Origin of the sequence: Nitrosomonas sp. Nm132 (assembly GCF_900100485.1) — a bacterium.
In the GTDB taxonomy this organism is placed as follows: domain Bacteria; phylum Pseudomonadota; class Gammaproteobacteria; order Burkholderiales; family Nitrosomonadaceae; genus Nitrosomonas.
Map to the genome: position 1 here is coordinate 1 of NZ_FNDH01000024.1, position 19,869 is coordinate 19,869.

General features: G+C 42.6%; 19 protein-coding genes and 2 pseudogenes. 18 read left to right on the forward strand and 3 right to left on the reverse strand.

What is annotated here, in order from left to right:
- The 10 genes and pseudogenes from BLP80_RS09490 to tnpA all read left to right on the forward strand — a co-directional run.
- Positions 1-168: transposase (locus BLP80_RS09490; protein WP_143002210.1), on the forward strand; the 168-nt coding region annotated here is incomplete at its 5' end.
- A 51-nt stretch (positions 169-219) separates the two neighbouring features.
- Positions 220-309: pseudogene (locus tag BLP80_RS16660) on the forward strand (transposase); the annotation flags it as partial.
- 137 nt (positions 310-446) lie between these two features.
- Positions 447-749 carry a hypothetical protein gene (locus tag BLP80_RS09495; RefSeq protein ID WP_090542649.1) on the forward strand — a complete coding sequence of 101 codons (303 nt, stop codon included), beginning with the start codon at positions 447-449 and terminating at the stop codon, positions 747-749.
- A gap of 232 nt (positions 750-981) precedes the next feature.
- Entirely contained in the window at positions 982-3,051 is a 2,070-nt protein-coding gene (locus tag BLP80_RS09500; RefSeq protein ID WP_090542650.1) for a thioredoxin domain-containing protein, read from the forward strand.
- A 19-nt stretch (positions 3,052-3,070) separates the two neighbouring features.
- Entirely contained in the window at positions 3,071-3,382 is a 312-nt protein-coding gene (locus BLP80_RS09505; RefSeq protein WP_090542652.1) for a c-type cytochrome, read from the forward strand.
- A 171-nt stretch (positions 3,383-3,553) separates the two neighbouring features.
- On the forward strand, positions 3,554-4,012 hold the full coding sequence (msrA, locus tag BLP80_RS09510) for a peptide-methionine (S)-S-oxide reductase MsrA (RefSeq protein WP_256325032.1): 459 nt from the start codon (positions 3,554-3,556) through the stop codon (positions 4,010-4,012).
- Between the two features lie 153 nt (positions 4,013-4,165).
- Positions 4,166-4,771, forward strand: a complete 606-nt coding sequence (gene gmk, locus BLP80_RS09515; RefSeq protein WP_090542656.1) for a guanylate kinase — start codon at positions 4,166-4,168, stop codon at positions 4,769-4,771.
- 50 nt (positions 4,772-4,821) lie between these two features.
- Positions 4,822-5,025: a DNA-directed RNA polymerase subunit omega gene (gene rpoZ, locus BLP80_RS09520; protein ID WP_090542658.1), complete on the forward strand. Its 204-nt coding sequence runs from the start codon at positions 4,822-4,824 to the stop codon at positions 5,023-5,025.
- A 332-nt stretch (positions 5,026-5,357) separates the two neighbouring features.
- On the forward strand, positions 5,358-7,508 hold the full coding sequence (locus tag BLP80_RS09525) for a RelA/SpoT family protein (RefSeq protein WP_090542660.1): 2,151 nt from the start codon (positions 5,358-5,360) through the stop codon (positions 7,506-7,508).
- Positions 7,509-7,874: 366 nt separating this feature from the next.
- Positions 7,875-8,239, forward strand: a pseudogene (gene tnpA / locus BLP80_RS09530) (IS200/IS605 family transposase).
- Positions 8,240-8,402: 163 nt separating this feature from the next.
- Here tnpA and BLP80_RS09535 read toward each other — a convergent pair.
- From BLP80_RS09535 to argS, 3 genes are all read right to left on the reverse strand, one after another.
- Positions 8,403-9,044 (reverse strand): thiol:disulfide interchange protein DsbA/DsbL, encoded by a 642-nt coding sequence (locus BLP80_RS09535; RefSeq protein ID WP_090542662.1) that lies wholly within the window; start codon positions 9,042-9,044, stop codon positions 8,403-8,405.
- Between the two features lie 69 nt (positions 9,045-9,113).
- Entirely contained in the window at positions 9,114-9,722 is a 609-nt protein-coding gene (locus BLP80_RS09540) for an SPOR domain-containing protein (RefSeq protein WP_090542664.1), read from the reverse strand.
- Between the two features lie 24 nt (positions 9,723-9,746).
- Positions 9,747-11,498, reverse strand: coding sequence for an arginine--tRNA ligase (gene argS, locus BLP80_RS09545; protein ID WP_090542667.1), 1,752 nt, complete (start codon positions 11,496-11,498; stop codon positions 9,747-9,749).
- Positions 11,499-11,707: 209 nt separating this feature from the next.
- Between argS and BLP80_RS09550 the strand changes: the two genes are divergently transcribed.
- From BLP80_RS09550 to BLP80_RS09585, 8 genes are all read left to right on the forward strand, one after another.
- The gene (locus BLP80_RS09550; RefSeq protein WP_256325033.1) at positions 11,708-12,355 is read left to right on the forward strand and encodes a hypothetical protein; all 648 of its coding nucleotides are present in this window, start codon (positions 11,708-11,710) and stop codon (positions 12,353-12,355) included.
- A gap of 184 nt (positions 12,356-12,539) precedes the next feature.
- On the forward strand, positions 12,540-13,397 hold the full coding sequence (gene folD, locus BLP80_RS09555) for a bifunctional methylenetetrahydrofolate dehydrogenase/methenyltetrahydrofolate cyclohydrolase FolD (RefSeq protein WP_090542672.1): 858 nt from the start codon (positions 12,540-12,542) through the stop codon (positions 13,395-13,397).
- Positions 13,398-13,457: 60 nt separating this feature from the next.
- The gene (gene aceE, locus BLP80_RS09560) at positions 13,458-16,115 is read left to right on the forward strand and encodes a pyruvate dehydrogenase (acetyl-transferring), homodimeric type (protein WP_090542674.1); all 2,658 of its coding nucleotides are present in this window, start codon (positions 13,458-13,460) and stop codon (positions 16,113-16,115) included.
- 81 nt (positions 16,116-16,196) lie between these two features.
- Positions 16,197-17,546 carry a dihydrolipoyllysine-residue acetyltransferase gene (gene aceF, locus BLP80_RS09565; protein WP_090542676.1) on the forward strand — a complete coding sequence of 450 codons (1,350 nt, stop codon included), beginning with the start codon at positions 16,197-16,199 and terminating at the stop codon, positions 17,544-17,546.
- Positions 17,547-17,626: 80 nt separating this feature from the next.
- On the forward strand, positions 17,627-18,313 hold the full coding sequence (nadD, locus tag BLP80_RS09570) for a nicotinate-nucleotide adenylyltransferase (RefSeq protein WP_090542678.1): 687 nt from the start codon (positions 17,627-17,629) through the stop codon (positions 18,311-18,313).
- On the forward strand, positions 18,300-18,653 hold the full coding sequence (rsfS, locus tag BLP80_RS09575) for a ribosome silencing factor (RefSeq protein ID WP_090542681.1): 354 nt from the start codon (positions 18,300-18,302) through the stop codon (positions 18,651-18,653). The genes nadD and rsfS overlap by 14 nt, the downstream gene beginning before the upstream one ends.
- A gap of 17 nt (positions 18,654-18,670) precedes the next feature.
- Complete coding sequence (gene rlmH, locus BLP80_RS09580; protein WP_090542682.1) at positions 18,671-19,138, forward strand: 23S rRNA (pseudouridine(1915)-N(3))-methyltransferase RlmH; 468 nt, start codon at positions 18,671-18,673, stop codon at positions 19,136-19,138.
- Positions 19,139-19,243: 105 nt separating this feature from the next.
- A complete protein-coding gene (locus tag BLP80_RS09585; protein ID WP_090542684.1) occupies positions 19,244-19,867 on the forward strand; it encodes a Maf family protein in 624 nt (207 codons plus the stop codon).
- Positions 19,868-19,869 lie beyond the last annotated feature (2 nt).

The window sequence follows — 19,869 nt, forward strand, 5'->3', positions numbered from 1 at the left end:
ATCGAAGGTAAATGGGCTGTTTTACCGAAGCGGTGGGTAGTCGAACGCACGTTCTCCTGGCTGGGTAACTTTCGCCGTTTATCAAAGGACTTCGAAATCCTGCCAGGCACTGCCGAAAATATGATTCGAATCGCCATGATGAAAATAACACTTGCAAAATGCGTCTAATGTTTTGCCAGACAGCTTCTTAAGCAAATGGATCAGCAGCGTGGTGCTATTTACTCGAGGGAAGGCCGTCCTTCGATACCGCCGGAGTGGTTGTTGCGAGCATCGCTGCTCCAGGTGTTGTTTGCCATTCGCTCCGAACGGTAACTGGTCGCGCACATCGAATACAACCTGCTGTACCGCTGGTTTGTTGGGCTGGGTATTTTTTCACGGGTGTCAAGCATCATGACTGAGTGGGCGGAACTGAGCTGTGACAAACATTTGCCAAACTGGAAGCCACAGTGAGGGAAGATCGCGGCTACGATGTGGATGAGCACATCAAAGCAGCGCGATCGCTGGGCATGATCCCGCATGTGGTGGGCAAACGCAAAGGCAGCGCCATGCCGGATGATATTTTCCAGAGTGAGGGCTACGCGATCAGTCTGAAGATTCGCAAATGGATCGAGGAAGTATTGGGTTGGATGAAAACGGTGGGCGGGATGGGTAAACTGAAGTTGGCCGGGCGCAAGAAAATCAGCGGGCAGTTCCGGTTTGTTGCCGCGATTTACGATCTGGTGTGCATCGGAAGTTTGACCGGCGGGTAAGAACAAAGGATCAGGATTTACAGGAAGCTCGGACAGAAACTGATCAAGGAATGAGCGTCTTTGGTAAAAATAGATCTGCAAAAAAACAATCAAAGTGCTTGCAGTCTTTTAAAAGAGAAATTTCAGAATCAAAATGCCGAGTTTTTAACAGCCTGTTAAAGAAAAGATCAGACGGCGGGTCGCGTTGCTGACTATATGTTAGTGAATAATCAACCATTTATTAGACAATGCCATGTCCAATCATCTGGCAAGTGAAACAAGTCCCTATCTTTTGCAGCATGCAAATAACCCCGTTGAGTGGTACCCGTGGGGTGAGGAAGCGCTTGCACTAGCACGTGACCAAAATAAGCCTATTTTGCTTTCTATTGGTTATTCGGCATGCCATTGGTGCCATGTCATGACATATGAGTCATTCGAGGATTCGGAAGTGGCGGCAGTGATGAATGAACATTTTATCAATATCAAAGTGGATCGTGAGGAGCGCCCTGATCTCGATCAGATATATCAGGCTGCATATTTCATGCTTAACCAGCGTCATGGCGGCTGGCCGTTAACTTTGTTCCTGACGCCTGAGCAAAAGCCTTTTTTCGCAGGTACTTATTTTCCCAAAGAGCCTCGTCACGGTATACCTGGTTTTCTTGATTTATTGCCAAAGATTGTGGAGCTGTATCATACGCGTAGTGAAGATATTGAGCAGCAAAATACTGCGCTGCTGAAAATGTTTGCAGAGACATTACCTACTTCGGGTACTAATATTCCTGCATTTTCCCGTCATCTCATTGATCAGGCAATCACACAGCTTTTTGCAAATTTTGATCGGGAATGGGGTGGTTTTGGTTCTGCACCAAAATTTATTCACCCAGCCGAGCTGGAATTTTGCTTGAGATGTTATTTTTCAGAAGGTGATAAGCAAGCTTTACATATGACGGTTTATACCCTGGAAGGAATGGCTAAGGGTGGCATTTACGACCAGTTGGGGGGAGGGTTTTACCGTTACAGTACCGATCAGTACTGGCGTATTCCCCATTTTGAGAAGATGCTTTGCGACAACGGTCCCTTGTTACAGCTCTATTCGGATACCTGGCTTGCAACTCGTGATCCTTTATTCAAGCGAATTGCGGAAGAGACGGCTACCTGGGTGATGCGGGAAATGCAATCCGATCAAAAAAAAGGAGGTTATTACTCGGCATTGGATGCAGATTCAGAGCATGAAGAGGGGAAATTTTACGTTTGGGATAAAAATCAGATCGTGCAAATCCTGCCACCCGATGAATATGCTGTGATTGTTCCTTACTATAGCCTTTCACATTTTCCTAATTTTGAAAACAAATACTGGCATCTTGAAATTGATCAATCTGCTGCAGTCATAGCTAACGAAATGGGGGTGAGCGAGGAGGAAGTGCGACAGCGGATTGAATCAGCGCGGCGGAAGCTTTTCAATATACGGGAACAGCGTGTTCATCCTGGTCGTGACAAAAAAATCCTGACTAGCTGGAACGGCTTGATGATCAAGGGCATGGCGCGGGCAGGAATGATTTTTCAGCATAAAGAATGGGTGCATTCCGCTATGCAGGTAGTAGATTTTATTAGCACCACCCTTTGGAAGAACAATCGGCTACTGGCTGTCCACAAGGATGGCAAAGCACATCTCAATGCATATCTCGATGATTATGCGTTTTTGCTAAATGGCTTGTTAGTGCTCGTGCAAGTCGAATTTCGTCAGTCTGATCTTGATTTTGCTATTGCATTGGCCGACATCATGCTGGATCAGTTTGAAGATAAGCAATTAGGTGGATTTTTTTTTACAAGTCATGATCATGAGAAGCTTATTCATCGACCCAAGATAGGTCAGGATAATGCAATACCGTCAGGTAATGGTTTGGCGGCGATATCGTTGCAACGACTTGGCCATTTGCTTGGAGAATATCGTTATTTGCAGTCAGCTGAACGTACGCTTAAATTGTTTTATTCTGGAATGCGGCGACATGCCAGTTCCTACTGTAGTTTATTGATGGCGTTGGAAGAATGGCTTACGCCACCACAAATCGTTATTTTGCGTGGAAAAAACCCTGCACTCACTGAGTGGCATCGGGCATTAGTATTCGGTGCGCCGGAAATGATGGTTCTGGCGTTACCGATGGAACTAACTGGATTACCCCAATCTCTGAACAAAGCCTTACCCGTAGATAAAGATGTCAATGCTTGGGTTTGCCAAGGTGAGAGGTGTTTGCCGGAAATCACCGATTTACAGGAATTGCTGCAAGTCTGCGAAGTTAAGGGTAGAATGTTATTCCCTTTATAATTCAAATAAGGAAAAAATGATGAGAAAAATATGGTTAGGAATAATGGCAGCATCTACCGTATTATGGGTTGGCGGTGTTCAAGCAAGTGCTGAATTGGCAAAAAGCAGCGGCTGCCTGAACTGCCATCAAGTTGACACCAAGTTGGTTGGACCTGCACTTAAAGATATCGCTGCAAAATACGTAAGCCAAGAGGGTGCGGCCGATTACCTGGCAGGAAAAATAAAAAATGGTAGTAATGGTGTATGGGGAACTATTCCAATGCCACCGAATGTAAAAGTTAGCGATGCGGATGCTAAGGCTCTAGCAGACTTTATTCTGACGCTCAAATAAGGCGAGTGATGGAGAGAGGCCGATGCGTGATAAAGGCGTATCGGCCTTTTGTTTTGGTTTTTATGATCTAATGAATAGAGATACATTATTTTGATTCTCAAATGAGTAAAGATTGTTTATTGATAACTTTACCATTCCTATACTCTTGGAAACATATTTTGAGCAATGATGATGGAGAAGATTATCTTTGGTGCTGGCTGCTTTTGGGGTGTTGAAGCTACTTTTCGTGGCATCCATGGTGTATGTGATGTCACCAGTGGGTATGCCGGTGGTCATACTCGCCATCCTACCTACCAGGATGTTTGCTCAGATCAGACAGGTCACGCAGAAGTTGTACTGGTAAAATATGATCCTTCAGTGATTTCCTTTAGAAATTTGCTGGATACCTTCTGGAATTGCCATAATCCTACTACCCTTAATCGCCAGGGACCTGATAGAGGATCTCAATATCGGTCAGTTATATTTTTTTATACGCCAGAACAAGAGATTGCGGCGAAGCAATCGCGGGATGCATTGCAGCAAAGCGGGCATTGGCGGGATCCGATCGTAACTGAAATTTTACCTGCTACTGAGTTCTACTCTGCTGAAGATTATCACCAGCGCTATTTTGAGAAACACGGATTACATTAAGATAACTTGAACTCAGGTTTTCCATCAGGAGTTTAATTTTAAGATATTAAATTTCAGATCGGAAATACTGAGGTGATTGCGGATACTAAATACTCGCTTATTAAATAGAAATTTTCTTCTCAAAATGCAGCGGAGATCCAATATAATCAAAAAATGAGTAGCTTATTTATAATTAGTGCTCCTTCAGGGGCTGGTAAGACCAGTTTGATCAAAGCGTTACTTCAAACCAGCATTAATTTGAGTTTGTCTATTTCGCATACTACTCGTCAACCACGTTCCAATGAAGTAAACGGTCAAGATTATTTCTTTGTCAGTCGGGATGTTTTCAAACAAATGTTAGAGAGAGGTGAATTTCTTGAAAGCGCAGAAGTTTACGGAAACTTATATGGCACCTCACAACATTGGGTTGAAGAGACCATGGCATTGGGTCAAGATGTTTTGATGGAAATCGATTGTCAGGGAGCTCAGCAGATACGCCAGGTTTTTCCTCAGGCAGTAAGCATTTTTATTTTACCTCCTTCTCTGGCATTGTTAGAAGCTCGTTTGAAACAACGTAGACAGGATGATCCAGAAACAATAGCGCGCCGCTTGGAAGCAGCTCGTGAAGAGATAAAACAAGTGAACAGATTTGATTATGCTGTTATTAATAACGAATTAGACGAGGCGCTCAAAGATATTTGTTGTGTTATTCGAGCAGAACGCCTAAGAATAATGCATCAGCTGGTCAAACAACGTGCACTAGTAGCGCAATTTAAATAAACGGTATCTTATTGGTGAAATTTTTTAATAAAAAATAAAAGGTGTAATTTATGGCTCGTATTACCGTTGATGATTGTTTAAAAATTATTCCTAATCGTTTTGATATGACATTGGCAGCAACTACTCGAGCAAGACAAATAGCCATTGGCTCTACTCCGATGGTAGATGCTGCTCGAGATAAGCCTACTGTCATTGCGTTACGCGAATTAGCTAAGGGTAAGATAGGTATTGATATTCTTAATACCATACGTTGAGATTGAGAAAATTTTTAGTAAAAATTAGACAATTACAGTAAAGAAACGAAAACAATCTATATTTTGCTAAATAACAGATTGTGTGGCGATAGAATTTGTAGCATTATCAAATTGTTTGTTAAGACTTTTCTTAACTTCATCCCTCTAGTCTTGCACAATATAAAGAACGCTATAAATTCAGAAGCATCCTGAGTATTGATGCAGAACTCTAGTTATAGTGTTCTTGACCAGAAATATTTGTAATTCCAGCGCCGTAGCTGAGATTACAAAGACCTTGTCTATTGTTTGTAAAATAAAGTTAAATTAGCCCAGCGAAAAATGGGGGAACTCTTATGCCAGAGCTTTCATTATCGAACTCTTCTGTGGTAACGCCAGAAGCCGCGTTGTTATTTTCTGCAGTAACGAAATATTTTAAGCCTGAAGATTTAACTTTACTCAAGAATGCGTATTTTTTTAGCCAAGGTGCGCATTCTGGGCAGTTTCGTAAGACTGGTGAACCTTATATTTCTCATCCCGTGGCGGTTGCTGGTATTCTTTGTGAACTCCATCTAGATGCAATTACGCTTGCTGCTGCATTATTACATGACGTTGTAGAAGATACGACTATTTCTAAGGAAGAAATTAGCGAGAGATTCGGAGTCTCGGTAGCCGAGCTGGTAGATGGCGTCTCCAAATTGGAGAAGATTGAATTCCAGACTCAAGCTGATGTGCAGGCTGAAAATTTCCGTAAAATGCTATTGGCTATGGCGCAGGATGTAAGAGTCATTCTTATTAAATTGGCTGACCGCTTGCACAATATGCGAACACTGGAAGTAATGCGCCCTGAAAAGCAGCGTCGCATAGCACGGGAGACTTTGGAGATTTATGCACCTATTGCTCATCGTTTAGGTTTAAACAGCATTTACCAAGAATTGCTGGAGCTGGGCTTTCGCTATTTCTACCCTAATCGTTACAGGGTGTTGGTAAAAGCGACTAAGGCGGCGCGAGGAAACCGTCGCGAAGTGGTCGGAAAAATTCTTGATGCGATCAAACATGGATTTGAAGATGCGGGTTTAGATGCTATTGTGAATGGGAGAGAGAAGCATCTTTATAGTATCTACAAGAAAATGGTTGAGAAGCAACTGAGCTTCTCGGAGGTATTGGATATTTATGGTTTTCGTGTCCTGGTGAGGGATATTCCTTCGTGTTATCTGGCATTAGGAGTCTTACACAGTTTGTATAAACCCATACCAGGTAAATTTAAGGATTATATTGCGATTCCTAAGCTGAATGGTTATCAATCACTCCACAATACATTGCTGGGCCCTTATGGATTGCCGATAGAAATACAAATCCGAACTTATGAGATGCACCGGATTGCTGAGATGGGCGTTGCATCACATTGGCTCTATAAAAATAATGGCACAGAGGTAAATGAACTGCATCTAAAAACAAATCAGTGGCTAAAAAGCTTACTGGAAACATTGAGTGACTCTTCCGATTCTATTGAGTTTCTGGAACACCTCAAGATCGATCTGTTTCCCGGGGAGGTCTATGTGTTCACGCCACAAGGAAAAATACTTGAGTTATCAAGAGGCTCCACTGCAGTTGATTTCGCTTATGCGATACATACAGATGTGGGCAACTGCTGTGTTGCAGCCAAGATTAACGGTGAGAATGCGCCCTTACGTACTAAACTAAAGAACGGCGATCGAGTAGAAATTGTAACTGCGCCCTATGCGAATCCCAATCCTGCCTGGCTCTCTTATGTTGCTACAGCAAGAGCGCGTTCAAGCATTCGTTATTTTCTTAGAACCATTCAATATGATGAATCAGTAAAACTAGGTGAACGTTTACTAAATCAGGCTTTATTATCATTTGGCATCAACCCTGAAACAATTAATGAAACACAATGGGAAAGACTTGTCAGGGATAGCGGCGCTAAGTCGAAAAAAGCATTGCTTGCAGATATCACATTGGGAAAACAGCTTTCAGCCGTGATTGCTAAGCGTTTAGCGGTACCTGGAGAGTCGATATCCGAAGTCACTAGCACAACAACAAGTAACCCTGTGGTGATCCTTGGTACGGAAGGTATGACAGTACAGTTTGCTCGATGCTGCTATCCAATTCCAGGGGATATGATCGTTGGGTTGATTAAAAAAGATCAGGGCTTAGTGATTCATACGCATGATTGTACAGCCGTAATGAAAATTCAGAGAAACTCTGAGAATGTACTAGATGTAACGTGGGGTAAAGATATAACCAGAACTTTTGAGATTGGTATTACTATGACAGTAGTAAATCAACGCGGTGTACTCGCTAGGGTCGCCGCAGAAATTGCCAAGGACGATTCGAATATCGATGATGTTACCATGGAAAGTGATAAAGATTACACCACCATGCACTTTATTTTGCAAACGAGGAATCGTCGGCATCTTGCCCAAATCATGCGGGGCCTGAGGCATATTCAGGAGGTTGTAAAGCTTGGTCGGGCGAAGAATTAGGCGTTTATTGCATAATATTGCATAAATAACTTAGCCCGAATATTTCATAAATTCGCGTGATGATCACGCAGGATTTTGATTAATAGGGAGGTTTTGAGAAGGAGGGGGGGTAGTGATTCATACACCCGACTGAGCAAAATCTTTCTTATTAATCAAAAGGCAAGTGAGGGCACGTGCCAGTTTATAAAATATTCGGGTTAGTAAGCAATTATCCTGGAACGGTGTCTCTATGTGTCGGGATAATTAGCCCATGACGGGAAATTCCCCTGCTATGTCGGGGTGACAGTAAAAGTTTGACAGATATGGGAGTCCATCAGCGAAACTCCACTCGTGAGCCGCCTAGCACACGAAGAAAGGAGAATCGAGATGGACGAGAGCGAAAGCCTAAGCCATAGTAAATGGGAGTGCAAGTAAACCACATCATATTCATACCGAAATGCTGGAGGAAGACGTTGTATGTGCAATTGAGACCACAACCTTGGGGATGTTCTCAAGAGATTGGCCGAATACAAAGACAGCAGGATAGAAGGAGGACATCTGATACTGGATCATGCACATATACTGATATCGATTCCGCCGCAGCGCGCGGTGTCTCAAGTAGTCGGATACATCAAGGGCAAGAGTGCCATTCATCTGGCGCGGGTGTACGGAGAGCATAAGCGCAACTTTTTTGTGCGAGAGGCTGCTTTGTATCAACGGTGGGACGAGATGAACAAATGATACGGGAGTAAATTCGCCACCAAGAGAAAGAAGACAAGCGCTTGGATCAGATGAATCTGTGGTGATAACAGGCCATCTTCAGGTAGCCACAAAGGTAGGGGCCGTGTAAGTAACCCCATCTTGCTGCTTTGAGCAGCTCACAAAATTAAAGCCTCCAGCTTTGCCGGAGGATACTTACTTCGAATTCCTATCTTTCCGCACTTTGTCAATTAACTCATTTAATACCTGAGTCGTATCGCGTGGTGTACCGCCCATCTTTCCACTAGTTATGTATTTTCCATCGATCGCTAAGGCTGGTACACCGGTTAATTTGAATTGCCTTATCATTTGGGAAGTTTTTGCTACTTGATTTTGAACAGAAAAGGAATTGTAAGCATTGATAAATTTCTCCCGTTCAATGCCTTGCTTCTCAATCCAATCGAATAGAATAGCTTCCTTGGACAAATCAATTTTGTCACGATGAATAGCTTTGTACACCTTATCATGAAATTCTTGGGTTATGCCTAATATCTCCATCGCATAGAAAGTTTTTGCGGCAGGAGTCCAATTAGTGCGGAAAATCGCTGGAACATATCGGAATTTTACATCCTTTGGAGCATTTCTGCGCCAATTATCTATATGGGGGTGTAGCTCATTGCAGTGTGGGCAGCCATACCAAAAGAACTCAATGACCTCAATACTTCGGTTATCTTCAGTAGGCTGGGGGGTTGCGAGAACGATATAATCGCGGCCCTCAACGATTTCTGCATGCGCAGTCAATGTGACTATCAGATTAAGGCCAATGAATAATAAGAAAAATTTAAAAAATTTATTCATTCTATTTTTCTCTTCTATAAATTGTTAAATAGATTCTATTAAGTAATAGAATCTACCAAATCAGGATTGCTATGGTATTTTCTTGGGAATCTTGACAAAATTGGCTTCTATTCCATTTTCTTGTAATGAGGCGCGCATTTGATCAATTTCATCGATTTTTGAGTATGGACCTATACGCACTCTGTACCACGTACTTCTGTCAGAAGATTCTGTTGTTTGAACAGAAGCAATCATTCCTAGTAATGCCAGTTCTGCTTTCATTCTTTCTGCTTCATTTGCATTCTTGTACGAACCAATTTGCAAGAAATAATCACTTGTCGTATTCGCGTTGTTTATTATAGTAGGAGTTGACTGTGTTACTTGATCGAATGGTTCTTCGGTTAAAGGTTCATCTATACCTGGAAGTATATTATAGAAATCAAAACGAGGCTTGTTTACACTGACCTGATCAATTTCTTTGGTAGCACTGTTATTCTGTATTTTTTTGGTAATACTTTCATCAGGTTTATTTTTGACTAGCTTTTCTTCGGTAAGAAATGGGCTTGGAGCCTGATTGATTAATACCCATACACCTATTGCGCTTGCTATGCCAAGCGCATATCCGATAAAGAGTCCTAGAATAAGTGAACCACTGCTCCTTGCAGTTGCCATACTCTTAGATTTGTAGTCTCTGCTCATGAAAATTCCTATATATGGTTTCAGTTACATTTTGCTGGGAGCGGTTACGCCTAGTAATTTCAATCCATTTGCTAGCACCTGCCGAATAGCTGCAATCAATGCTAGTCTCGCCAGTTTAAGTGATTGTTCCAATACGAGAAAACGAGTTGAATTATAATAACTATGGAATTCGCTGGCTAAGTCCTTAAGATAAAAAGCAAGTAGGTGAGGAGCGCGTTCATTTGCAGCTGCTTCTAGTGTATCTGGATAATCAATTAATTTTTGCAGAAGCATCAATTCTGCTTGGCTTGTCAGCAAATCGGTATCAATAGTAGAGAGCATAGCTTCATCTTCACCCCATTGAGTGAGTACGCTACAAATACGCGCATGGGCATACTGCACATAATATACTGGATTATCATTGGACTGTGATTTTGCAAGATCCAGGTCAAAATCCAAATGTTGATCGCTCTTGCGTAGTACATAAAAGAAACGTGCTGCATCATTGCCGACTTCTTGACGCAATTCCCGTAATGAAACAAATTCTCCAGAGCGGGTGGACATAGGTACTTTTTTGCTCTCACGATAGAGTACGGCAAATTGGACCAAAGCAATTTCCAGTATATTGGGATCAAGTGCTAATGCGTTGATTGCACCTTTTACTCTCGCAATGTAGCCGTGGTGATCTGCACCCCATACATTGATGATATGTACAAAATTACGTTCAAATTTGTTGAGATGATAAGCAATATCAGAAGCAAAATAAGTGTAATGTCCATTTTCTCGCTGTACTACACGATCTTTTTCGTCCCCGAAATAGGTGGAGCGAAACCAAGTGGCACCATCTTGTTTATACAAGGCATTTTTCTCATCCAGTAATTGAATAGCCCGGCCAACCAAGCCGTTATCAAACAGTGATTGTTCTGAAAACCAGGTATCAAATTCCACGCCAAATTCCATTAAATCATTGCGGCAATCGCCTAGTTGTTCAGTAAGAACAAAATTGTGAATATAAGCGTAATCCTCTCCTAATGTTTTTTTTGCTATAGCAATTAGCTGGTCTAGGCGCTCATCATCTTCAAGCGCTGCTTCAACTTGGGTGAGTTCTTGGAGTATTAAATCGGATTGGTGAATATAGCGATTACCATGCGCGCCATGAATTAGCTTAGCCATTTCAATTACGTATTTGCCTTGATAAGCATTGTCTGGAAATGGAAAGGCATATCCACATTGCGCGAGGTAACGTAACCAGGTAGAAAGTGCTAATATATCCATCTGTCTACCTGCATCGTTGACATAATACTCTCGGGTGACAGAATAACCATTAGCGGTCATAATGTTTGCCAGGCTAGCGCCATAGGCTGCACCACGACCATGTCCTACATGTAGCGGCCCGGTAGGATTCGCGGAAACAAATTCAATCTGAATTTTTTTACCTTTTCCTAGATTATTATGACCAAATTTATCGCCCTGTTGTAACACGCCAGATAAGAACTGCTGTTTTGCTGAAACCTTCAAAAAGAGATTGATAAATCCATTGCCTGCAACTTCAGCTTTTTCTAGATAAGGTGAGTCAGGTAACGCATCAATAAGTGTTGTGGCGATTTCACGCGGGCTTTTGTGTAAATGCCTGGCCAATTGCATCGCTAGATTGCTTGAGTAATCACCATGATTAACTTGTTTAGGGCGCGCTAATTCAATACTAAGTTCGTAATTCTGAGGAAGAATCTTTTTGGAAGCGAGGAGCAGTAACTGGGATAAATGCGATTTAAAGCTACATTGAGTTGATACTGTCATGATAAAAAAATCAGTTTAATAAGGCATTATTATAACGAGGAAGAGGCAGGCGAAGTTTACAGTTTTAATGGTGAACACTTTTATGCACAGTAACTATTTTAGTTGCCTGACGAGTATTTTCTGGGTTTTACTGCTCACTACTCAGTATATAATATGGTACGTTATAAATTTTGCTTAAGAAAATAAAGGTTGTAAGCATGGAAGACTTAATGATCGATCAAGAAGCAGTAACGCTGGATGATTGCATTCAGCATGCGAGAGAAGTGCTGAATGAGCAGATCTTACATATCAAAGGTAAAGGCTATGATTTTGCTCCTCAATTCAAAGAGATGACGATTCAGCTTTATCTGGTGGGAGTGATGTGGCGGTTTTATGAAGAGCATAATTCTTCAGAAATGGCTCGTGAAAAAGCGTTTTCAACGCTATGTTCAATGATGGTTAAGGATGGTATTAAATCTAAACGGGCGAAAAAGCAGGTAGATTTTCTTAAGAAAATGTCTAAGCTGGAAGATGGAGATGATGCTTTGGCGATAGCAATAGGTCATGAATCAAAGCCGGGAGATGAGAGTTTGGCTGAGATTTTTGATCATTATGTTGATGAGATTGGTGTTTCAGGTTCTTTATGGCGACATTATGATCTAGGGAAAAAAATCATATTATTTGGCGGCTTATTGATGGGCTTTGCTGGAGTATGGTTTGTCACAATTTTTATGCCTGAAAGTAGCGATATATTCATTCTGGCTTTTGGCTTACTGACCGCATTTCTTTTTGTCATTTCAGTATCTTTGATTGGCCTGCTAATTTATCGTCTTAAATTCAAGAAAGGTAAACATTCAGAGACTCCACCTGCTGTATAACTAGAATGATATGAGGTTTAGAATGCTTATTTTAAATCTTGGTTCAAAAAAGTAACATTGTGGGTTATCCAGATTGCTATCAAATTAAATGCAGCTGTGATTTTTTGTGGCAATAATGGTTGTGACCCAAAAAGAAATCTTTTTTTTGCATAAATATTCAATTTAGCCTATTTTTTATAAAGTAATGAGTGCTGACATCATTGATGGTAATGCAATTGCGGGTAAAATCCGTGCTGAATTAAAAATACGCGCCGAGAATCTTGCACAACATGGTATGCAATCTGGCTTGGCTGTTATTCTGGTAGGCGATGATCCAGCTTCCTGTATTTACGTGCGTAATAAAGCCAAAGCATGTAGAGAATCAGGAATTCGCTCTGAAGTTTATAATTTTCCAGGTGAGACATCTCAAGAGACGGTGCTTCAGCATATCCATGCATTAAACGCAAACCCAGAGATTCACGGTATATTAGTACAGCTGCCTTTGCCGCCTCACTTTGAGAGTCATCGAGTCATCGCTGCTATTGCAATTGAGAAAGATGTGGATGGATTTCACCCTTGTAACGTCGGCGCACTCGCAACGGGTAATGCTTTATTTTATCCTTGCACCCCTTATGGCGTCATGATGATGTTAAAGGAGCGAGATGTGCTGATCGAAGGGCAACATGCAGTCGTTGTAGGGCGCAGCAATATTGTGGGTAAACCGATATCATTGATGCTTCTGGAGAGAGGAGCCACTGTCACCATTTGCACATCTAAAACAAGAATTTTAGCCGAACATACTCGAAATGCAGATATTCTAGTAGTGGCTACCGGAAAGCCACGCATGATTACGGCTGACATGGTTAAATCAGGTGCAACAGTGATTGATGTCGGGATTAACCGTATGGACGATGGGACGTTATGCGGCGATGTGGATTTTACGTCGGTAAAGGAGAAAGCCGGTCATATTACACCCGTTCCAGGAGGGGTCGGGCCTATGACGATTACCATGTTAATGAGTAATGCCATTGAAGCAGCTGAGCGTGCCAGGGCGGCTATGTAATTTTTCACTAAAACTACCAGTATATTATTTCCAAACCGAGATACGGAGCGGCTACTCAATATGAATTTACAGGATATTGATCCACAGGAAACACAGGAATGGCTGGATGCGTTGGAGTCTGTGCTTGCCAATGAAGGAGCGGAACGTGCGCACTATTTATTGGAGAAATTGGTTGAAAAAGCGCGGCGTTCCGGTGCATACCTTCCTTATAGTGCCAATACTGCTTATATCAACACGATTCCATTAGGTAAAGAGGAGCGTTCACCTGGTGATCACGCAATAGAGCACCGTATTCGTTCTTATGTGCGCTGGAATGCTCTGGCGATGGTTGCGCGTGCCAATCGGAATACCAATGTAGGAGGGCATATTGCTAGTTTTGCCTCAGCGGCGACCTTATATGACGTCGGTTACAATCATTTCTGGCAGGCGGCAAGTGAGCGGAAAGGAGGTGATCTCGTTTATGTCCAGGGACATTCATCTCCGGGAATTTATGCTTATGCATTTCTGCTGGGGGTGTTGACTGAGGAACAACTTGATAATTTTCGTCAGGAAATAGGAGGGAAAGGTTTATCTTCTTATCCTCATCCATGGCTGATGCCGGATTTCTGGCAATTCCCAACCGTATCGATGGGGTTGGGGCCACTGATGGCGATCTATCAGGCGCGCTTTATGAAATACCTGGGCAGTCGTCAGTTAGCTCATACCGAGGGACGCAAGGTTTGGGTTTTCACGGGCGATGGTGAAATGGATGAACCCGAGTCGCTGGGCGCGATTTCACTCGCCTCTCGGGAAAATCTGGATAACCTGATCTTTGTGGTGAACTGTAACCTTCAGCGCCTTGACGGTCCTGTCAGGGGTAATGGTAAAATCGTGCAGGAATTGGAGGCGACGTTTAGAGGGGCTGGCTGGAATGTCATCAAAGTAATCTGGGGTTCCTACTGGGATCCACTCCTGGCGAAAGATACTAAAGGTCTTCTTCAACAGCGCATGATGGAATGTGTGGATGGAGAGTATCAGACTTTTAAGGCAAGAGATGGTGCTTATGTCAGGAAGCATTTCTTTGGTAAGTATCCTGAGTTACTCGAAATGGTTGCCAATATGTCAGATGATGATATTTGGCGATTAAATCGTGGTGGCCATGATCCCCACAAGGTTTATGCAGCCTATGCTGCCGCAGTCAAACACCAAGGACAGCCTACCGTGATTCTTGCCAAGACTGTCAAGGGATATGGAATGGGTGAATCAGGTGAGGCGCAGAACATTACTCACCAGCAGAAGAAAATGGGTACCACCTCACTTAAGGCATTTCGCGATCGATATGGTCTTCCTGTGCCGGACGATAAAATAGATGAAATTCCCTATCTCAAATTTGATAAGGATTCTCCTGAGTTTACTTACATGCAGGCGCAGCGTGAGGCATTAGGAGGATTTTTGCATCATCGCCGGCGTAAGGCAGAAGCCTTACAAATTCCACCTTTGTCAGCATTCGAGACATTACTCAAAGGCAGTGGCGAAGGACGAGAGTCTTCCACGACTATGGCTTTTGTGCGCGTTCTTAGTATCCTGACTAAGGATAAAAATATTAGTAAACATATCGTGCCCATCGTGGCTGATGAGTCGCGAACGTTTGGTATGGAAGGAATGTTTCGCCAACTTGGTATCTGGTCGTCAGTAGGACAACTTTATACTCCCGAGGACGCTGATCAGCTGATGTTCTACAAGGAAGATAAACATGGTCAGATTCTTCAGGAAGGGATTAATGAAGCAGGCGCCATGTCTTCCTGGATAGCAGCGGCCACAGCATATAGTACACATCACGTGCAGATGATTCCTTTTTTCATTTTTTATTCCATGTTTGGCTTTCAGCGTGTAGGCGATCTTATCTGGGCTGCCGGTGATATGCGCTGCCGTGGCTTTCTGCTGGGCGGTACAGCTGGACGAACCACGCTGAATGGTGAAGGATTGCAGCATGAAGACGGTCATAGCCATCTTGCTGCTTCCACCATACCTAATTGCATATCTTATGATCCTACCTACGCTTACGAACTGACTGTGATTCTTCAGGATGGTTTGCGCCGCATGTATCAGGAACAGGAAGATGTGTTCTACTATATCACGGTAATGAATGAAAATTATGCTCACCCAGATCTTCCCAAAGGGGCCGAGCAGGGTATCTTGAAAGGAATTTATTTACTTAAGGAGGGCAGTAAGCGAAGTAAGGGAGTACGTATACAACTGCTTGGTTCTGGAGCCATATTACGTGAAGTGATCGCAGCGGCAGACATACTGCAACAGGAATATGGTGTGGTCGCAGATATCTGGAGTGTCACCAGTTTTACTGAATTACGGCGTGAGGCTCTCAGTATTGCGCGCTGGAATATGTTGCATCCGACGGAGCCTGCTAAATTATCTTATGTTGAAAGCTGTCTTAAAGATCGCGAAGGACCTGTGGTAGCTGCAACTGATTACATGAAGATCTATGCAGATCAGATACGTGCGTTTATTCCGGGACGCTATTGTGTACTGGGCACGGATGGCTTCGGGCGTTCTGATACGCGTGAGAAACTCAGACATTTTTTTGAAGTGGATCGTTATTACATTGTAGTTGCGGCACTTAGGGCCTTATCAGAAGAAGGTAAAATTCCGGCAAAACAAGTTATCCAGGCAATCAAAGCGTTCGGCATCGATCCGGATAAACCAGATCCGGTTATGCAATAGATGGCGAGTATATTTAATACAAACAAGAAAGTAGCCGTTTTGCTGCTGATTGATAGATTGAATGTAGATTGAGGAAAGCGTGTGAGTGAAATTAAAAAGGTACGGATTCCTGATATTGGTGACTTTAAGGATGTGCCAGTCATTGAGATCCTCGTTAATGTTGGTGATATTCTTAAGGTAGAGGATTCACTTATCACATTGGAATCAGACAAGGCTACCATTGAAGTTCCTTCGCCTTATTCCGGCACCGTCAAGGAAATTAGTGTCAAAGCAGGCGATAAGGTTTCTGAGGGATCTGAAATACTCGTCATGGAAGTTTCTGCAGAACAAGAGAATAAGACTATTACTGCTAAGTCCGATCAGACTGAAGAAACAGAAAGTGATGCTAATGTAGTAAGTTTAAAGCATGAAATATCGACCGGAATTCCTTCCATAACTCAGGAATCTTTTCAAAGCAAGCAGTCACAGTCCCCTACACAGTTTGAAGCACTGGATCAGCCCAATCATGTGGCCGAAGTGAAACCACATGCAGGGCCGTCTGTAAGACGCTTTGCTAGAGAATTAGGCGTGGATCTAAGCAGAATAGTAGGGAGCGGTCCAAAGCAGCGTATCCTTAAAGAAGATATACAGACTTTTGTTAAACGAGAGCTGGCAAAATTACAGAGTACGGGCCTGGGTAGTGGTGTGCTTGATTTATTGCCATGGCCTCGTATCGATTTTGCAAAATTTGGACCAGTTGAATTAAAACCATTATCGCGTATCAAGCAAATCTCGGGTGCTAATTTACATCGCAATTGGGTAATGATTCCACACGTGACTCAATTTGACGAGGCTGATATTACTGATCTAGAAGCACTCAGGAAAGAATATAACAAAAGCCAACGAGAGCATGGTACCAAATTAACCATACTGGCTTTCCTTATGAAAGCTGCGACTACAGCATTGAAAAAATATCCTGAGTTTAACGCATCACTGGATAGTAGTAATGAAGAGTCTTGTTTAGTTCTCAAACGTTATTATCACCTTGGATTTGCAGTAGATACACCTAATGGTCTCGTCGTGCCCGTTATTCGGGATGCTGATCAAAAAGGTGTGATTACGATAGCAGATGAGCTAGGAAAACTTTCTTCACTTGCCCGAGAAGGGAAATTAAAACCAACTGATATGCAAGGTGCTAGTTTTACCATTTCGAGTCTTGGGGGGATAGGTGGTACTGCTTTCACGCCTATTATCAATGCTCCCGAAGTTGCGATCTTGGGAGTCTCACAGGCAAGTTTAAAACCCATTTATCGTAATGGAGAGTTTATTCCTCGTTTGATTATTCCCCTGTCGCTATCTTATGACCATCGGGTTATCGATGGCGCATCGGCTGTTCGTTTTACTTCACATTTGGCAAGTATATTAGCGGATATGCGTCTAGCATTATTTTAAAGTTTCTGTGCTAGGTTACCATACTCTGCTAGCAGAGAATAATTTCTCGATAGCTCTTCTCCTAGATTGCCTATTAAACAATGTCTAATAATACATTTTCCCTAATTGGAGTCTACGGGGGAACATTTGATCCAGTGCATTTTGGACATTTAAGGATCGCAGAAGAACTCGTTGAAATTTTACAACTGGATGAAATGCGTTTTCTTCCTGCAGGCCGTCCACGCTTGCGTAATGAGCCTGTTGCTTCGCAATATCACCGTATGACCATGCTCCAAAGAGCAATTCATGACAATGGAAGATTTCTGCTAGATGATCGAGAAATCAGACGCTCTGGGGAGAGTCATAGTGTGGAATCACTTCGTGAATTAAGAGATGAATTCTCAGGAAAGAAAATAGCATTCTGTTTTATCATGGGGATAGATGCATTTTTGAAACTGCCTAATTGGTATCTTTGGCGCGAGTTGTTTGAATTAAGTCATCTAGTAATCGTTAATCGTCCAGGCCATGTTTCTTTAGCAAGCCAGGCATGTCTGCCGCTAAAGTTAAAAGATGAATGTCTAGGCCGTTGGGCAGGCGACGTGAGTATGTTAAGGTCTGCCCAATCTGGGTTTATTCTTACAACAGCGACAACACTACTGGATATTTCAGCAACAACTATCAGAACCTGTATTGCTACTGGAAAAAGTGCACGTTATTTGCTTCCTGATATTGTATTAAATTATATTGGCACACATCACGTCTACACGAGGAAAAATGAAAACGGATGAGCTGTTAAGGGTAATCACCGCTGCGTTGGAAGATTTAAAGGCGCAAGATATTCTGGTACTGGAAGCAGGGAAAATCACATCATTATTTGATTACATGATTATTGCCAGCGCAAACTCGACGCGTCAAACTAAAGCATTAGCTAATCATGTACAAGAAAAAGTAAAAGCTGCGGGAGGTAAGGTCTATAGTATTGAAGGCGAGCAAACTGGGGAATGGTTATTGGTAGATTTGGGTGATGTCGTGGTGCATATTATGCAGCCTGCTATCCGTGAATACTATGATTTGGAATCGTTATGGGCAGAATCCAGTGCAGTTAAGGAAAAAAATTCCTTGATGTAAATAGAGTGATCTGAATAATGAAATTCCATATCCTAGCCGTGGGAAATAAAATGCCAGATTGGATAGTCACTGGCTTTATGGAATATCACCAGCGCATGCCAAGAGAAATCCCGATCTATCTGATCGAAATTAAGCCAGAGAAACGAGGTACTAAGCAAACCGAGCAATTGTTATTTGCCGAGGGTGAGCGTATCCGAGCAGCATTACCGCCAAATTGCTACATTGTAGTTATGGATGAACAAGGTAAGCAATTCACCACAATTAAGTTGGCCGAAGCATTAGTTGACTGGATGAGAAATGGAAGGGATGTCGCATTTATTATTGGTAGTGCAGATGGGTTGCATCGTGATATCAAGAGTATGGCCAATGAGGTATTGGCACTTTCCAGACTAACGCTTCCTCATGGTTTAGCGCGCATATTATTGGCAGAACAACTGTATCGTGCCATATCAATTATCAGGCAACATCCTTACCATCGTGTATAACTTGCGGTGGATTATTAATAGGTTATGGGGAATTTGCTGCCGAGAAAGAGGTTGTTGAAAAATTTAAATTGAAATAAAACACTCATTTCACAGACTCAAAGCATTATGACACTTGCCGAAAATTATATATATCTGGCCTCTCGTAGTTCCCGTAGAAGAGAATTACTGAAACAAATTGGAGTAAAACATAGCGTACTTCTTATGCGAGAAACCGTATCTCGGCCTGTCGATATTGATGAAACACCCTTTCCGAGCGAATCTCCAGCTGATTATGTTTATCGTATTACTCATGCTAAGGCGGAGGCAGGGTGGATGCGTCTGATTCAGCGCAAATTGCCATTATTTCCTATTTTAGTTGCTGATACGATCGTTGCATTGGATGGATGTATTTTCGGGAAGCCTAAGGATGCTGCTGAAGCCGAGAAAATGTTGTCGACCCTCTCAGGCAGAACACATCAGGTTCTAACTGGTATTGCTTTAAGCTCACAGGGTGATGTCAAGCATCGTTTGTCAATTACTACAGTGCGATTTCGTGATATTGGTAAACGTGAGATTCGGGCTTGTGTCGCCAGTGGCGAGGCCTTTGATAAAGCAGGTGCTTATGCAATTCAGGGTATGGCGGCAGCCTTTATTATCGAGATTTTTGGTAGTTATAGCGGGGTCGTGGGGTTACCCTTGTTTGAGACAACTCAATTACTAGAGGAGTCTGGAATAAAGGTATTTCCCTGAGA

Coding starts and splice junctions, on each gene's coding strand:
- BLP80_RS09540 (WP_090542664.1), bottom strand. CDS start 9,722: ATGAGCAGAGACTACAAATCTAAGAGTATGGCAACTGCAAGGAGCAGT.
- rpoZ (WP_090542658.1), top strand. CDS start 4,822: ATGGCTCGTATTACCGTTGATGATTGTTTAAAAATTATTCCTAATCGT.
- BLP80_RS09505 (WP_090542652.1), top strand. CDS start 3,071: ATGAGAAAAATATGGTTAGGAATAATGGCAGCATCTACCGTATTATGG.
- BLP80_RS09535 (WP_090542662.1), bottom strand. CDS start 9,044: ATGAATAAATTTTTTAAATTTTTCTTATTATTCATTGGCCTTAATCTG.
- argS (WP_090542667.1), bottom strand. CDS start 11,498: ATGACAGTATCAACTCAATGTAGCTTTAAATCGCATTTATCCCAGTTA.
- msrA (WP_256325032.1), top strand. CDS start 3,554: ATGGAGAAGATTATCTTTGGTGCTGGCTGCTTTTGGGGTGTTGAAGCT.
- nadD (WP_090542678.1), top strand. CDS start 17,627: ATGTCTAATAATACATTTTCCCTAATTGGAGTCTACGGGGGAACATTT.
- BLP80_RS09500 (WP_090542650.1), top strand. CDS start 982: ATGTCCAATCATCTGGCAAGTGAAACAAGTCCCTATCTTTTGCAGCAT.
- BLP80_RS09550 (WP_256325033.1), top strand. CDS start 11,708: ATGATCGATCAAGAAGCAGTAACGCTGGATGATTGCATTCAGCATGCG.
- BLP80_RS09525 (WP_090542660.1), top strand. CDS start 5,358: ATGCCAGAGCTTTCATTATCGAACTCTTCTGTGGTAACGCCAGAAGCC.
- BLP80_RS09585 (WP_090542684.1), top strand. CDS start 19,244: ATGACACTTGCCGAAAATTATATATATCTGGCCTCTCGTAGTTCCCGT.
- aceE (WP_090542674.1), top strand. CDS start 13,458: ATGAATTTACAGGATATTGATCCACAGGAAACACAGGAATGGCTGGAT.
- rlmH (WP_090542682.1), top strand. CDS start 18,671: ATGAAATTCCATATCCTAGCCGTGGGAAATAAAATGCCAGATTGGATA.
- gmk (WP_090542656.1), top strand. CDS start 4,166: ATGAGTAGCTTATTTATAATTAGTGCTCCTTCAGGGGCTGGTAAGACC.
- rsfS (WP_090542681.1), top strand. CDS start 18,300: ATGAAAACGGATGAGCTGTTAAGGGTAATCACCGCTGCGTTGGAAGAT.
- folD (WP_090542672.1), top strand. CDS start 12,540: ATGAGTGCTGACATCATTGATGGTAATGCAATTGCGGGTAAAATCCGT.